Genomic DNA, 14,323 nt, shown 5'->3' with positions numbered 1-14,323 from the left:
CATGCAACCTCGGCAAGGTGGAACGCTCTCTGCCCACTGGTTTGCCGGTGTCCCGCAGCAGATGGAACAAGTACAGCGCGGTCGCTCCCGCAAACATTGATACGAGGACATTCACGATGAAGATCGAAAAGAACACGGTAGTTTCCGTGAAGTACAAGCTGTCGGACGCCCAGGGCAACCTGATCGAAGAAAGCAGCGAGCCGATGGTGTACCTGCACGGTGGCTACCAGAACACGCTGCCCAAGATCGAAGAAACGCTGGACGGCAAGGACAATGGTTTCTCGACCATCATCCAGGTCGAACCTGAAGACGCCTTCGGTGAATACGACGCCGCTCTGGTCAAGATCGAACCGCTGTCGCGCTTGCCGCAGCCAATCGAAGTCGGCATGCAATTCGAAGGCTCGCCCGACGACGACGATGAAGAGTCGGTCATCTTCACCGTCACCGAAGTGGCGGACGACAAGGCTGTGCTGGATGGCAATCATCCGCTGGCCGGCATCGCATTGCGCTTTGACCTGTCCGTGATTGACGTGCGTGCCGCTTCCGATGAAGAAATCGCGCACGGTCACGTGCACGGCGCCCATGGTCATCACCATCATCACGAAGAAGATGACGGCGAGCAGGGCGACCACTTCCGCAGCCAGCCGCTGAACTAACAAGTGCTTGCTGACGCAAAAACGCCCGCCAGGATATTCCCGGCGGGCGTTTTTCGTTGCGGGCGACGCTTATCGCCGTTCGCCGTCGGCGTCGGCGACTGCAAACAATTGCGGCAGATGGTCGTCCACCACCACCTTGAGCCAGCGCTCGCCCACGCCGACCACGCCGACATTGCCGGTCCACAGGATGCGTGGCGGCGCCTTGCCCGAGGCGACATCGCCATGCACCATCAATACCCGTCCGGGAAAACGTCCCGCCAAGTCGGAGAAGCTGCGCCGGATCTCGGCGAAGCCATCGCGCTGGGTGCGGAAGAACGAGCGTTTCGGCGGCGTCGAGAACAGGTTGCCGTCGGCCACGAACACGACTGCGCTGACCTTCTTCAGGGCGGCAAAGGCGAACAGGTGCTGCAGCCAGTTGCGGTTGGCGATGAGCCGGTCCTCGAATTCGTTATTGCGCCCGCCATCCAACAGGAAGTGGTTATTCGCGGCGGGCAGGTTGATGGTGGCAAACAGCACGTTGCCGACTTCCCAGCGGGTATTTTCGGCATAGCTGCGAAACTTGGCCGTGAGCGACTGGCGCAGCAGCGGCAGCTTGCTGGCGCCCAGCGAGAATTCACCGGAATGAAACTGCTCGCGCACCAGCGTCAGCCGTTCACTGGTGCTGGCCTTCTGGCCGCTGGCGCTGCAGTTCAGCCAATCGCTGGCGGCCAGCGACATGATCACCCCATTCTGGGCGTGCGAGACGATATCGCGGCGCTGCGCATACAAGCTGTCGTCACACGGTTCGGTCGGCGACTTGACGCCATTGACCACCACGAAGGCCAGGTTGTCGGCATCGGTTTCGGTGATGGACTTCTGCAGCAGGGCGGTGCCGTCGGTGCCGCCGCGCGCATGGCCGATCACGGCAAATGCAAAATCCTGCGGCGCTGCCAGGGCCGGGGCCGTAGAGCAGGCTAGCAGGGCAATGGTCAGCAGTCGCGTGATCGACATCAGGTGCCAATGTGGAGGAGTCGGATGCCGGTCTTGAAGTGCGCCGGCGTTTATTTGGATTGCAATTGTTTTAGTTGATACAGCGCGTCCAGCGCCTGGCGCGGGGTCAGCGCGTCCGGGTCCAGTTGTTGCAGTTGTTCTAATACGGCCTGGGCCTGCGGATCCGGTTGGACTGCGGCCAGCCCCGCTTGTTCATTAGTTTCTGACGGCCCTGTGTCAGCTGCCTCGTCGTGCGACTGATAAGGCGCTGCATTGAACAGGTCGAACTGCGGCGTGGCCTGCACCGACTGATTCTCCAGCTGGCTCAGGTGACGGCGCGCAGCGCGGATCACCGCCGCCGGCACGCCGGCCAGTTGGGCCACCTGCAAGCCGTAGCTTTGCGAGGCCGGGCCGTCCTGTACCGCATGCAGGAAGACGATGCTGTCCTTGTGCTCCACCGCCGACAGATGCACGTTGGTGGCGCTCGGGTGGATTTCGGGCAGTTGCGTCAACTCAAAGTAATGGGTGGCGAACAGCGTGAAGCTGCGGGTGACGTCGATCAGGTGCCGCGCAATCGCCCACGCCAGCGCCAGGCCGTCGAAGGTCGAGGTGCCGCGACCGACTTCATCCATCAACACCAGCGAATGTTCGCTGGCATTGTTGAGGATGGCGGCCGATTCAGTCATCTCGACCATGAAGGTCGAACGGCCGCCCGCCAGGTCGTCGGCGGCGCCGATACGGGTGAAGATACGGTCGATCGGCCCGATGGTCGCGCTGGCGGCCGGCACGAAGCTGCCGACATAGGCCAGCAGCGTGATCAGCGCCACCTGACGCATGTAGGTCGACTTACCGCCCATGTTGGGGCCGGTGATCAATAACAGCTTGCGCTCGGCGGAGAGCTGGCAATCGTTGGCGATGAAGCGCTCGATCTGGTTCTCGACCACAGGATGGCGTCCCTGCTCGATCTGGATGCTGGGCTCGGTCACCAGCAGCGGCGCGCACCAGTTGTTGCGGGCGGCGTGGTCAGCCAGCGCCACCAGCGTGTCGAGTTGCGCCGTGGCATGGGCGATCGATTGCAGGCGGGGGATATGCTGGCCCAGCTCGCCCAGCAGTTGCTCGTACAGGAACTTCTCGCGCGAGAGCGAACGCTCCTGCGCCGACAAGGCCTTGTCTTCGAATGCCTTGAGTTCGGGGATGATGTAGCGCTCGGCATTCTTGAGGGTCTGGCGCCGGCGATAGTCGTCCGGCACCTTGTCGGTCTGGCCGTTGGTGACCTCGATATAGAAACCGTGCACCTTGTTGTATTCGACCCGCAGGTTGGCGATGCCGGTGCGTTCGCGCTCGCGGCTTTCGAGGTCGAGCAGGTATTGCCCGGCGTTCTCGGACAGCCCGCGCAACTCGTCCAGCTCGGCGTCGTAGCCGCGCGCAATCACACCACCGTCGCGCACCAGCGCTGCCGGTTCCAGCTGAATGGCGCGCTCCAGCAGGTCGACGCACTCGACCGGCGTAGCCAGCGCTTCGTGCAGGGCCTGCAGCAGGGGGGCGGCGGCGTCGCGGGCGCACATCTCGACATAATTGCGCAGCGAACCCAGTTGTTGCAGGCCGGCGCGCAGCCCGGCCAGGTCACGCGGACGGGCCGACAGCAGGGCGATGCGGGTGGTGATGCGTTCGATGTCGGGTACCGCAGCCAGCGTCGCCGACAGGCCCGAGCAGGCATCGGCCCGCATCAGCGCATTGACTGCCGCATGGCGCTCGCGGGCCACCGACTGGTCGCGCAGCGCGTGGTGCAGCCAGTGACGCAGCAGGCGTGAGCCCATCGCCGTGCGGCAATGGTCGAGCGTCGAAAAGAGCGTGGGCGAGAGCGCATTGGCGTCTTGCGCGCGGATGGTCTCGGTCAGTTCCAGGTTGCGCCGGGTCGAGGCGTCGAGCCCGATGAATTCGTTTTCGGATTCCACCGTCAGTGCGCGCACATGCTGCAAGCCGCGGCCCTGGGTCGATTGCGCATAACGCAGCAGGGCGCCGGCGGCGCCGATGGCGGCATCCAGGCCCTGGGCGCCGAAGCCGTGCAAGGTCGCCACGCCCAATTGTTCGAGCAAGGCCTTTTCGCTGCTGGGCAGGTCGAAATGCCAGTCGGGCACGTTCACGGCGCGGCCGGGCAGGATGTCGGCCCAGTGTTCGAGCTGGCCATCGGCCACCAGCACTTCGGCCGGCGAGATGCGTTCCAGCTCCTGCTTCACGCGGGTCTCCAGCAAGGCGCTGTCGACGGTGAATTCCATCAGCTTCAACGCGCCGCTGGCCATCGACAGCCACGACAGGCCGACCTGCATCTGCTTGCGCTGGCGCCCGGCCACGATCTGCAAGGCCAGCAGGCAGCGTTCGGACTTTTCGGGCAGCAGGTCGGAGTCGCTCAGCGTGCCGGGCGTAACCACCCGCACCACCTTGCGCTCGACCGGCCCCTTGCTGGTGGCAGGGTCGCCGATCTGTTCGCAGATGGCCACCGATTCACCCAGCTTGATGAGTCGTCCCAGGTACTGCTCCATCGAATGGAAGGGCACCCCGGCCATCTTGATCGGGGTGCCATTGGACGAGCCGCGCTGGGTCAGCGTCACGCCCATCAGGCGCGAGGCTTTTTCGGCGTCCTCGAAAAACAGTTCGTAGAAATCGCCCATGCGATAGAACACCAGCGTGTGCGGGTGGTCGGCCTTGATGCGCAGGTATTGCTGCATCATGGGCGTGTGAGCGGCGAGGTCTTTGGTCATCAGGCTATCGGGAAGTGCGGCGCGGCAGGCGCATAAATCAAAATGCGGACCGGGGGTCCGCATGCATGAGCCGGAATTGTACGCGCAAGGGGAGGGGCCGCCAAGCGCATTGCGCCCGGGTAATTTTTGTGATTGGGCAATAAAAAACCGGCGGCCGCCGAAGCGACCGCCGGTCCGATCCGTCAGGGGAGCTGAGCAGATCTTGGGAGAACGTTGATGTCAGTGCGCCGACGAGGTATCGGCCACCCGTGTCGGCTTGGGCGCAAACCAGACCGCCATGGCCGCCAGCGAGAACGAGATCGCGGCCATCATGAAGATATGGTTGGTGGCCAGCATCACCGCCTGGTTCTGCACCGTCTGCGCCAGCGAAGCCGTGGCCTGGTCGACCGACATGCCCGATTGCGTCATGCTGCCCACCGCGTCACCCATGCGGTCCGCCAGGCCCGACAACTCGGCGTGGAAGTAGGTGCTGTCGTTTTCCCAGCTGGTGTTGACGATGGACGTTGCGATGGCGCCGGCCATGGTGCGGCAAAAACTCATCAGGCCAGCCGCCGAAGCGGTCTCTGACTCGTTCACCGATGACAAGGCCAGGCCGGTCAGCGGTACGAAGAACAGCGGCAGGCCCACGCCCTGCAGGAACAGCGGCCAGCCAATCTGCACCATGGTCATGTCGGTGGTGTTGAAGGCGCGCACGAAGGTCATCAGCCCCAGCCACACCACGCCGATGCAAACTAGCTTGCGGGCGTCCACGGTGGTCGACATCTTGGCCACCATCGGCGCTGCAATCACGGCCAGGATGCCGGTCATGGCCGACACCAGGCCCGAGGAGGTGGCGGTGTAGCCCATATAACCCTGCAACCAGAGCGGGGTCAGCACCACCGAGCCGAAGAACGCGCCGAAGGCCAGGCAGATGGTGACCACGCTGGCGGTGAAGCCGCGATGGCGAAACACCCGCAGATCGACGATCGGATTGCGTTCGGTCAACTCCCAGATCAGGAAGGCGATAAAGAACACCACCGCAATGACTGCCAGCACCACGATCTCGGTGGAGGCGAACCAGTCTTTTTCCTTGCCCTCATCGAGCATGAACTGCAACGCGGCGACCCACACCACCATCAGCAGCATGCCGACCCGGTCGATCGGCAACTTGACCGTGGGCGACTCGTAGCGGCTGAGCATGCGCCAGCCGATGTAGCCGCACACCAGCGCCACCGGCACGTTGATCCAGAAGATGTAGGGCCAGCTGTACTGGTCGCACAGCACCCCGCCCAGGATCGGGCCGGCAATCGGCGCCACCAGCGTGGTCATGGCCCACAGGCCAATCGCGGCGGGCGCTTTTTCCTTGGGGAAAATACGCAGCAGCAGGGTTTGCGACAGCGGCATCAAGGGGCCGCCGGCGAAGCCTTGCAGGATACGGAAGAAGATCAGCATGCCCAGCGAATTGGCCAGCCCGCACAGGGCCGAGAAGACGCCGAACATGATCATCGACAGGATGAACACGCGCACCGTGCCGAAGCGATTGGCGAGCCAGCCGGTCAGCGGCACGGTGATCGCCTCGGCCACCGCATAGGAGGTGATGACGTAGGTGCCCTGGCTGGTCGACGAGCCCAGCGCGCCGGAGATGGTCGACACCGAGACGTTGGCGATGGTGGTGTCGAGCACGGCGATGAAGTTGGCCGCCGCCAGCAGGATGCCGGCGCCGACCAGCTTGCCGCCGGTCAACGGCGCTTCGAACAATCCCGGCGCCGGCGTCGGGGCCGATGGCGAGCCGGCCTCGGCAGTAAGAGTGGATGACATGAGTGCCTCTTGTAATCAGGATGCCGGTGGCTTACAGCGCCTTGGCACTGGCCTGTTCGTTGCTGGCCGTGCGCGGCTGGACGTCGCCCGCCTGCATCTGGCCGCGGGTATCGATCTCGACCATCATCGACAGGCCCACCGACAGCGGACGCTGCGCCAGTTCCTTGGGATCGATCGAGATCCGCACCGGCAGGCGCTGCACCACCTTGATCCAGTTGCCGGTGGCGTTCTGCGCCGGGATCACCGCAAAGGCCGAACCGGTGCCGCCCGACATACCGGTCACGACGCCGTGGTATTCGACCGAGCCGCCATACAGGTCAGCCTTCATGGTGACCGGCATGCCGATGCGTACCTTGGTCAATTGGCCTTCCTTGAAGTTGGCGTCGACGTGCATCTGCTGCAGCGGCACCAGCGACAGCAGCGAAGCGCCGGTCTGCACGCGCTGGCCGACCTGCACCTGGCGTCGCGCCACCACGCCATCGACCGGGGCGCGCAAGACGGTGCGCTCCAGGTCAAGCTTTGCCTGGTCGCGCTTGGCACGCGCCAGCAGCACTTCGGGGTTGTTCTCGACGGTGGTGTCGGCGGTCAGCACGGTGCTGGCCTTTTGCGCGCCCAGGGTGGCGCGGGTGTTGGCGCGCGACTGGATTTCGCTGGCTTCGGCGGCCTTCTGGTTGGCCTGGGCGGTGAGCAGGGCGGTGCGCGCATTGCTCAATTCCTCACCCGACACCGACCCCGACTTGGCCAGCGCTTCGCGTCGCTGCAGGTCGATCTCGGCCCGCTTCAGGTCAGCCTGGGCCGACAGCAGCTGCGCCGCGGCGCGCTTCTGTTCGGCTTCGCGCGCCAGCACCTGGGCCGCCAGGCCGGCATCGTTGGCGAAGAAGCCTTGCACCCGGCGCTCGGTGCGGTTCAGGTCGGCTTCGGCCTGCAGCAGTGCCAGCCTGGCGTCGCTGTCGTCAATCGTCACCAGGACATCGCCCTTCTTGACGGCCTGGGTATCGACCACCTTGACCTCGGCCACGATGCCGTTGATGGCCGGTGTCAGCACCGAGATCTCGGTGGCCGTATAGGCATTGTCGGTCTCGACATAGCGCGAGCCGATCAGGTACCAGTAGGCGCCGTAGCCGATGCCGGCGATCACCAGCACTCCGCCCAGGATGGTGAAGAGCTTCTTGCGCTTCTGGCCATTGGCGGCATCGGTGGCGGCGTCTGCGGCCGCATTGTTGGAGATGGGGGATTCGTTCTGGGACATGATGTTCAACCTTTCGCTTGCTGTTCTGTTGTTGTCGTGGGTGCTGTCGTGGCCTGGTAGCCGCCGCCGAGTGCGCGCACCAGCGCCACGTCCAGCGAGAAGCGGCGCGAGCGCAGGGTCGACAGTTCGCGCAGGTTGCTGATCAGCGTGTCCTGGGCGTTGAGCACATCGAGGTAAGTGGCCAGGCCGCCGTTGTAACGGTTGCTGACGATGCGATAGGCCTCTTCGGCTGCATCGGCGGCGTCTTGCACCTTGTCCAGCCGGCCGGCCAGCGCTTTCTCGCTGACCGTGACGTCGGCCACGTCCTGCAAGGCTTGCGTGACGGCCTGGTCGTAATTGGCCACGGCTTCGTCATAGCTGCCGCTGGCGCTGCGGAACTGGCCGCGCAATTGACCGCCATTGAAGATCGGCAGCGAAATCGCCGGCCCGATGCTGCCGATGTCCGAACCGTTCTTGGTCAGCAGGTCCAGCCCCAGCGACTGGAAGCCGAAATAGGCCTTGAGATTGACGTTGGGGTAGAACGCGGCGCGCGCCACCTTGATCTGCTTGCCCGCCGCTTCGGCGCGCAGGCGCGCCGCCACGATCTCGGGACGACGGCCCAGCAGGTTCACCGGAATCTGCTCGGGCAGGGCGAATGGATGCGACAGGTCAATCTTCGGACGCACCAGCAGCAGGCCGCGATCCGGGCCTGCGCCGGCCAGCGCGGCCAGCTTGTTGCGTTGCAGGGCGATCGATTCATCGGTGGCCTTGAGATCGGCTTCTGCCATGGCGCGGCGCGCCTCCATCTGCTTGACCGTGCCGCGCGTTTCCAGGCCGTTGGCAAAACGCTGGTTGAACAGGTCGAGCGAGGCCACGCGCACGGTCAGCGCGGCGGCGTTGGTATCGCGCTGGTTGTACAACTGGTCGAGCTCGGCGTAGGCCGATGCGATCGAGGCGGCCAGCGTGATGCGGGCCTGTGCCGCATCGGCCTGGGCGGCGTCGAGTTCGGAAGTGGCGGCCGCCAGCGCGGCGCGGTTCTTGCCCCAGAAGTCGATCTCGTAGCTGAAGTCCAGCGTGGCGCGGGCTTCGTTGTTGTAGTTCTTGGGAACGTACTCGGCCGGCATGCCGTTGTTATAGCTCTGCTTCATATGGTCGACCGACGCATTGGCGCTGATCTGCGGATACAGCGCCGCACCTTGCTGCTGCGCCACCCCCTGGGCCTTCAGCAGCCGCGCCTGCGCCAGCGCCATCGACGGCGCGCCTTGCAGCGCTTCCCCGATCAGGGCGTCGAGCTGGTCGTCGCCATACACGCGCCACCATTGATCGGCAGGCCAGGCCGCCAGCGGCGTGGCGCCAGCCAGTGCCTGGCCGCTCTGGTAGCGGTCGATGGACTTGGGTTCGGCGCGGGGGCCGAGATCGGTAAAGCCGGCGCAACCGGCCAGCGCCAGCGTGGCCAGCACGACGGCCGCAGCCATTGCCGTGCGAGGCACCGCGCTGCGCGTTGCAAGAGAGTTGGGAGGGTTCATGACGTGGATGACAATGAGGTTTTTAAACTGTACAGTTCAGTATAGTATTGAGAAAAAGCTGTCGTCAAGATGAATTGCGAAAATTTGCTCGCATCTTTTTTGAAATGATGTATTTCTGCTTTTGTCGTTGAAGTGGTCGTCTTATGACGCTAACTTCGCCTACAATTGCATAATTGCAACGGTGTCTCGTGCACCCGGGAAAAAGGCATGCGAAAGAAAAGTGAAGAACGACGGCAGGCGATGATCGATACCGCCGCCGAGGTATTCAACGAGATCGGCTTCGAAGGGGCGTCGATGGCCGAGATATCGGCCCGCATCGGCGGCTCCAAGGCCACGCTGTACAACTACTTCAACTCGAAGGAAGAAATCTTCGTCGAGGTGATGCTCAAGCAGGTCGGTTGCCAGTTCGAACAGGCGTTCACTGCTCTCGACGACGAAGACGATATACGCGCAGGTTTATTGCGACTGGCCAAACATTATTTGGAGATCGTGCTCAAGCCGGAGGTGATCGCCGTCAAGCGTTTGACGATGTACTACGCCGGCAAGTCGGAACTGGGCCCGATGCTGTACGAGCGCGGCCCCAAGCGCGGATGGACGCGCATCGCTGCATTTCTGAAGGTGAAGATGGATGCCGGACAGCTGCATGCGTCGGATGCGTGGATCGCCGCGTTGCAGTTCCGCTCGTTGATCGAATCGGAGTGGATGGACGTGCGCATGCTCAATGTCGTCACCGAAGTCGACCCCGACCAACTGGCGGCGTCGGCCGAGCGGGCGGTGGACGCTTTCGTGTACCTCTACCAGCCGCGCTGAGGCGGCGGTTGGACGCTGCGGTAAATCAATCGCGACTGTGCACCAGCCGCCCCGCCGAATAGGTGGCGGCGATGGTGCGGTCGTCGCCCAGGATCGCCAGCGCAAACAACTGTTCCTCGAGGCTGTCGGTGGTGGCGCTGCGGCGTGCCAGCAAGGGCGTGGCGCGGGGGTCGAGCACTACGAAGTCGGCCTCGCAGCCCACCGCAAAGTTGCCGATCGTGCCTTCCAGTTGCAGCGCACGCGCCCCGCCCAGCGTGGCCAGGTAGAACATGCGCTGCGCCGGCAGGTAGGTGCCGCCCATGCGCGCCACCTTGTATAACTCGTTCATCGTCTGCAACATCGAGAAACTGGTGCCGCCGCCGACATCGGTGGCCAGCGACAGCGGCACCCGTGCCGCATCGGCGCGGGCAAAATCGAACAGGCCGCTGCCCAGGAACAGGTTGGAGGTCGGGCACAGCGTGGCCGCCGATTGCGTGGCCGCCATGCGGGCGCGATCGGCATCGTCGAGCCAGATGCAATGCGCATACAGGGCGCGCTGGCGCATCAATCCATAGCCGTCATAGACGTCGAGATAGCTACGCGCATCCGGGTACAGTTCCTTCACCCATTGCACCTCATCGGTATTTTCGGCTACGTGGGTCTGGATATAGACATCCGGATACTGCGCCGCCAGTTCGCCCGCCAGTCTCATCTGTTCCGGCGTCGAGGTGGGCGCGAAGCGCACGGTGATGGCGTAGCTCTGGCGTCCGCGGCCGTGCCAGCGTTCGATCAGGTCCTGGCTTTCGCGCACGCCGGTCTCGGCGGTGTCGCACAGGAAATCCGGCGCATTGCGGTCCATCAGGCACTTGCCAGCCACCATGCGCAGGTTGCGCGCATGGCTGTGTTCGAAGAAGGCATCCACCGATTGCGGGTGGACCGTGCAGTAGACGGCGGCGCTGGTGGTGCCGTTGCGCAGCAGTTCATCCAGGAAGAACCCAGCCACTTCGCCACCGTGCGCGCTGCTCTCGAAGCGGCGCTCGGCCGGGAAGGTGTAGTTGTTCAGCCACGGCAGCAGGCCCGGCGCGGGAGAACCGATGATGTCGGTCTGCGGATAATGCACGTGGGTGTCGATGAAGCCGGGCGCGATGATCTTGCCGCGCAGGTCCTCCACCTTTACCTCGGCAGACAGCGTGGCGACCAGTTGCGGATAGTCTCCAGCGGCACGAATGCGGCCGTCTTCCACCACCAGCAAGCCGTCGCTGTGCCACTGCGTGGCGTGCGGGTCGAAGGCGGGATCGCCGGAAAAATGCAGCAGGCTGGCGCGATAGGCTTGCAGGGAAGCAGTCATGGGGTTTCCTCGATGCGGCACGCGATGCGCTGCTGCCGCTCTGTGTTGCGGGAGTGCTCCCACAGTTGCATCAGTTGCGCCGCCACCGCGATGGCGATACTGGCGGGCTCCTTGCCGTCGATGCCGGCGATACCGATCGGGCAGGTGATGCGGTTCAATTGTGCCGGCGTGACGCCACGCTCCTGCAGGCGATGTTCGAACTGGCGGCGCTTGGTAAGTGAACCGATGAGGCCGAACCAGGCGATGTCATCGCGCCTGAGGATGCGCTCGCTCAATTGCTGGTCGAGCGAGTGGCTGTGCGTCATGACCAGATAGTAGGCGCCGCTGTCGGCCATGTCGACGGCCGCATTGGGAACGTCGGTGGCTTCGATCGTGATGTGCGGCGGCAAGTCGGCGGGAAACATGTCGTCACGCTCGTCGACCCACAGCACGCGGCAGGGCAGGGTGCTCAACAGTCGCACGATGGCCGCACCCACATGGCCGGCGCCGAACAGGACCACTTGCGGCAGCGACTGCTGGCGCGCATGCTCGGCCTCTTCCCAGGCCGCCAGTTGCGGGCCGGATTGGGCGTTGACCAGTTCGAACGAAAGCATCACCACGCCGCCGCAGCATTGTCCCAGGCTGGGGCCGAGGGCGATGCGTTCCATCCGCGTCGGCGATGGTGAGGGTGTGTCGCGCAGCATGGCGCGCGCGATCTGGGCCGCGCGCCATTCGAGATGGCCGCCGCCGATGGTGTCGAATTGCTCCTGGGCCGAATAGACCATGCGCGCGCCGCGCTCGCGCGGGGCCGAGCCCTGCGTGGCGACCACCGAGACCAGTACCGCCGTCTCGGCGCGCGCATGCAGTTGCTGCAGCGCCGCCAGCCAGGTCGTCATGATGCTTGCTCCATGGCGGCGCGCACGGCATCGACCGCATCCAGGATGGCTTCGCTGGTGGCCGGTGCGCGCAGGGGCGGGTTGATGCGATGTTCGCCCACGGCCGAGATGGCGTCGCGGATGGCGAACAATACCGAGAACGGCAGCAGCAGCGGCGGCTCGCCGGTGGCCTTGGAGCGATGGATGGTGTCGGCCACGTTGGCGTTGTCGAACAGGGTCGTGCGCAGATCGGCCGGACAATCCGAGATGGCCGGAATCTTGTAGGTCGAGGGCGCATGCGTCATCAGCTTGCCGTCCCGGTTCCACCACAATTCTTCGGTGGTCAGCCAGCCCATGCCCTGGATGAAGCCGCCTTCGACCTGGCCGATGTCGATGGCCGGGTTCAGGCTGCGACCGGCATCGTAGAGCAGGTCGGCGCGCAGCAGCTTGAATTCGCCGGTCAGTGTGTCGATGACGACCTCCGACACCGCCGCGCCATAGGCAAAGTAGAAGAACGGATGCCCGGTCATGGTCTTGCTGTCCCAATGCACCGTCGGGGTGGCGTAGAAACCATCGGACCAGAGCTGCACCCGCGCCAGGTAGGCCTGCATCACCAGTTCGGAAAAGCCGATCGACTGTTCGCCCGCCGTGACCCGGCCATCGGCAAAGCGCAGCTGTTCGGGCGCCACGCCAAGGCGGGCTGCGGCCACCTGCGCCAGTCGCGCGCGGATCTGCAGCGCTGCGTCTTCGGCGGCACGGCCGTTGAGATCGCTGCCGGTCGAGGCGGCCGTGGCCGAGGTGTTGGCGACCTTGCTGGTATCGGTGGCGCTGCAACGTACCTGTTGCAGCGGGATGCCCAGGGCATGGGCGACCACCTGCGCCACCTTGGTGTTGAGGCCCTGGCCCATTTCGGTGCCGCCGTGGTTCACCAGCACCGAGCCATCGGTATAGACGTGTACCAGCGCACCGGCCTGGTTCAGGTGCGGCACGTTGAATGAAATGCCGAACTTCACCGGCGTCAGCGCCAGGCCTTTCTTCAAGACCTCGCTAGTGGCGTTGAAGGCGGCAATCTCGACACGGCGACGCTGGTAGTCGCTGCTTTCTTCCAACTGGTCGACCAGCGCATGGATCACGTTGTCGCCGACCTTCTGCCCGTAGTGCGTCACGTTGCGCGCCTGGGGGGCGGTGGCGTCGCTGGCATCATAGAAATTGACCCGGCGCACCGCCAGCGCATCGCGTCCCAGCGTGCGGGCGATGTCGTCGATGGCGTATTCGATGGCCAGCGCGCCTTGCGGCCCGCCGAAGCCACGGAAGGCCGTGTTGGACTGGGTATTGGTCTTGCCGCACAGGGCCCGGATGTCGACATCCGACAAATAATAGGCATTGTCGAAGTGGCACACCGCGCGCGTGGCCACCGGTCCCGACAGGTCGGCCGAGAAACCGGCGCGCAGCATCATCACCACCTTGGCGGCCAGGATGCGGCCTTCGTCGTCGTAGCCGATCTCGTAGTCATAGGCGAAGCAATGACGCTTGCCGGTGACCATCATGTCGTCGTCGCGGTCGGCGCGCAGCTTGACCGGGCGTCGCAGGAGCGTGGACGCGACCGCCGCCGCACAGGCCCACAGGGCCGATTGCGATTCCTTGCCGCCGAAGCCGCCACCCATGCGACGGCATTCGACCAGCACGTCGTGCGACGCCAGTTGCAGCACCTGGGCGATATGGTGCTGCATCTCGCTGGGATGCTGGGTCGAGCAATAGACGTGCAGCGCCCGGCCCTCCTTGGGAATGGCGTACGAGATCTGGCCTTCCAGGTAGAACTGTTCCTGGCCGCCCACATCGAGCTGGCCGCGCAGCTTATGCGGCGCCTGCGCGAAGGCGGTGGCGGCGTCGCCGCGTGCCAGCTGCATCGGCGGCAATACATACGATTGCGCGGCATGGGCGGCGCGTGGGGTCAAAATGGCGGGCAGTTCTTCATAATCGACCAGCGCCAGGCGAGCGGCGCGGCGTGCATGATCATGGCTGTCGGCGACCACGATGAAGATCGGCTGGCCGACGTATTCGACCAGGCCATCGGCCAGCACCGCTTCGTCGTGCAGGATGGCCCCGCACTGGTTTTCGCCAGGGATGTCGCGCGCGGTGTATACCGCCACCACGCCCGGCGCGGCGCTGACCTTGGACAGGTCGATTGCCCTGATCCGGGCATGCGCTTTCTGCGACAGGCCGAGCGCGGCATGCAGGGTGCCGTGCAGTTCGGCGATGTCATCGGTATAAGTGGCTTCGCCGGTCACGTGCAGCATGGCCGATTCGTGCGGGTGCGGCTTGCCGACTTGCACCCATCCATCGACGGGCGCGGCGGGGGCCTGCATCAGGGACTGTTGTTTCATCGATTCTCCCATG

10 protein-coding genes are annotated in these 14,323 nt (G+C 64.6%); 2 read left to right on the top strand and 8 right to left on the bottom strand.

The genetic code is table 11. The annotated features are described in order from the left end of the window. Nucleotides 1-116: 116 nt before the first annotated feature. Nucleotides 117-656, top strand: a complete 540-nt coding sequence (locus tag LBW87_RS03035; protein ID WP_225199945.1) for an FKBP-type peptidyl-prolyl cis-trans isomerase — start codon at nucleotides 117-119, stop codon at nucleotides 654-656. A 69-nt stretch (nucleotides 657-725) separates the two neighbouring features. Here the strand turns inward: LBW87_RS03035 and LBW87_RS03030 are convergent, their stop codons facing one another. The 5 genes from LBW87_RS03030 to LBW87_RS03010 all read right to left on the bottom strand — a co-directional run bounded on the left by LBW87_RS03030 (nucleotide 726) and on the right by LBW87_RS03010 (nucleotide 8,884). Then, on the bottom strand, nucleotides 726-1,646 hold the full coding sequence (locus LBW87_RS03030) for a hypothetical protein (protein ID WP_225199944.1): 921 nt from the start codon (nucleotides 1,644-1,646) through the stop codon (nucleotides 726-728). Between the two features lie 50 nt (nucleotides 1,647-1,696). Then, complete coding sequence (gene mutS / locus LBW87_RS03025) at nucleotides 1,697-4,384, bottom strand: DNA mismatch repair protein MutS (RefSeq protein ID WP_225199943.1); 2,688 nt, start codon at nucleotides 4,382-4,384, stop codon at nucleotides 1,697-1,699. Nucleotides 4,385-4,603: 219 nt separating this feature from the next. Next, nucleotides 4,604-6,181, bottom strand: a complete 1,578-nt coding sequence (locus LBW87_RS03020) for a DHA2 family efflux MFS transporter permease subunit (RefSeq protein WP_225199942.1) — start codon at nucleotides 6,179-6,181, stop codon at nucleotides 4,604-4,606. 31 nt (nucleotides 6,182-6,212) lie between these two features. Further along, complete coding sequence (locus LBW87_RS03015; RefSeq protein WP_225199941.1) at nucleotides 6,213-7,430, bottom strand: HlyD family secretion protein; 1,218 nt, start codon at nucleotides 7,428-7,430, stop codon at nucleotides 6,213-6,215. A 5-nt stretch (nucleotides 7,431-7,435) separates the two neighbouring features. Further along, nucleotides 7,436-8,884, bottom strand: a complete 1,449-nt coding sequence (locus LBW87_RS03010; RefSeq protein WP_225199940.1) for an efflux transporter outer membrane subunit — start codon at nucleotides 8,882-8,884, stop codon at nucleotides 7,436-7,438. Nucleotides 8,885-9,142: 258 nt separating this feature from the next. On the opposite strand from LBW87_RS03010, the gene LBW87_RS03005 reads away from it, so the two are divergent. Further along, nucleotides 9,143-9,745 (top strand): TetR/AcrR family transcriptional regulator, encoded by a 603-nt coding sequence (locus tag LBW87_RS03005; RefSeq protein WP_225199939.1) that lies wholly within the window; start codon nucleotides 9,143-9,145, stop codon nucleotides 9,743-9,745. Between the two features lie 25 nt (nucleotides 9,746-9,770). Here the strand turns inward: LBW87_RS03005 and guaD are convergent, their stop codons facing one another. Genes guaD through xdhB form a run of 3 tightly spaced genes read right to left on the bottom strand, consistent with a single transcriptional unit; the run spans nucleotide 9,771 to nucleotide 14,310 of the window. Further along, on the bottom strand, nucleotides 9,771-11,072 hold the full coding sequence (guaD, locus tag LBW87_RS03000) for a guanine deaminase (RefSeq protein ID WP_225199938.1): 1,302 nt from the start codon (nucleotides 11,070-11,072) through the stop codon (nucleotides 9,771-9,773). Further along, nucleotides 11,069-11,947, bottom strand: coding sequence for a xanthine dehydrogenase accessory protein XdhC (gene xdhC, locus LBW87_RS02995; RefSeq protein ID WP_225199937.1), 879 nt, complete (start codon nucleotides 11,945-11,947; stop codon nucleotides 11,069-11,071). The genes guaD and xdhC overlap by 4 nt, the downstream gene beginning before the upstream one ends. After that, a complete protein-coding gene (gene xdhB, locus LBW87_RS02990) occupies nucleotides 11,944-14,310 on the bottom strand; it encodes a xanthine dehydrogenase molybdopterin binding subunit (protein ID WP_225199936.1) in 2,367 nt (788 codons plus the stop codon). The genes xdhC and xdhB overlap by 4 nt, the downstream gene beginning before the upstream one ends. Between the last annotated feature and the right edge of the window lie 13 nt (nucleotides 14,311-14,323).

Origin of the sequence: Herbaspirillum sp. alder98, from assembly GCF_020179755.1 — a bacterium.
Classification (GTDB): Bacteria; Pseudomonadota; Gammaproteobacteria; order Burkholderiales; family Burkholderiaceae_D; genus Herbaspirillum.
This window is presented reverse-complemented; position numbering and strand designations above follow the sequence as displayed.

Coding starts and splice junctions, on each gene's coding strand:
- LBW87_RS03035 (WP_225199945.1), top strand. CDS start 117: ATGAAGATCGAAAAGAACACGGTAGTTTCCGTGAAGTACAAGCTGTCG.
- LBW87_RS03030 (WP_225199944.1), bottom strand. CDS start 1,646: ATGTCGATCACGCGACTGCTGACCATTGCCCTGCTAGCCTGCTCTACG.
- mutS (WP_225199943.1), bottom strand. CDS start 4,384: ATGACCAAAGACCTCGCCGCTCACACGCCCATGATGCAGCAATACCTG.
- LBW87_RS03020 (WP_225199942.1), bottom strand. CDS start 6,181: ATGTCATCCACTCTTACTGCCGAGGCCGGCTCGCCATCGGCCCCGACG.
- LBW87_RS03015 (WP_225199941.1), bottom strand. CDS start 7,430: ATGTCCCAGAACGAATCCCCCATCTCCAACAATGCGGCCGCAGACGCC.
- LBW87_RS03010 (WP_225199940.1), bottom strand. CDS start 8,884: ATGGCTGCGGCCGTCGTGCTGGCCACGCTGGCGCTGGCCGGTTGCGCC.
- LBW87_RS03005 (WP_225199939.1), top strand. CDS start 9,143: ATGCGAAAGAAAAGTGAAGAACGACGGCAGGCGATGATCGATACCGCC.
- guaD (WP_225199938.1), bottom strand. CDS start 11,072: ATGACTGCTTCCCTGCAAGCCTATCGCGCCAGCCTGCTGCATTTTTCC.
- xdhC (WP_225199937.1), bottom strand. CDS start 11,947: ATGACGACCTGGCTGGCGGCGCTGCAGCAACTGCATGCGCGCGCCGAG.
- xdhB (WP_225199936.1), bottom strand. CDS start 14,310: ATGAAACAACAGTCCCTGATGCAGGCCCCCGCCGCGCCCGTCGATGGA.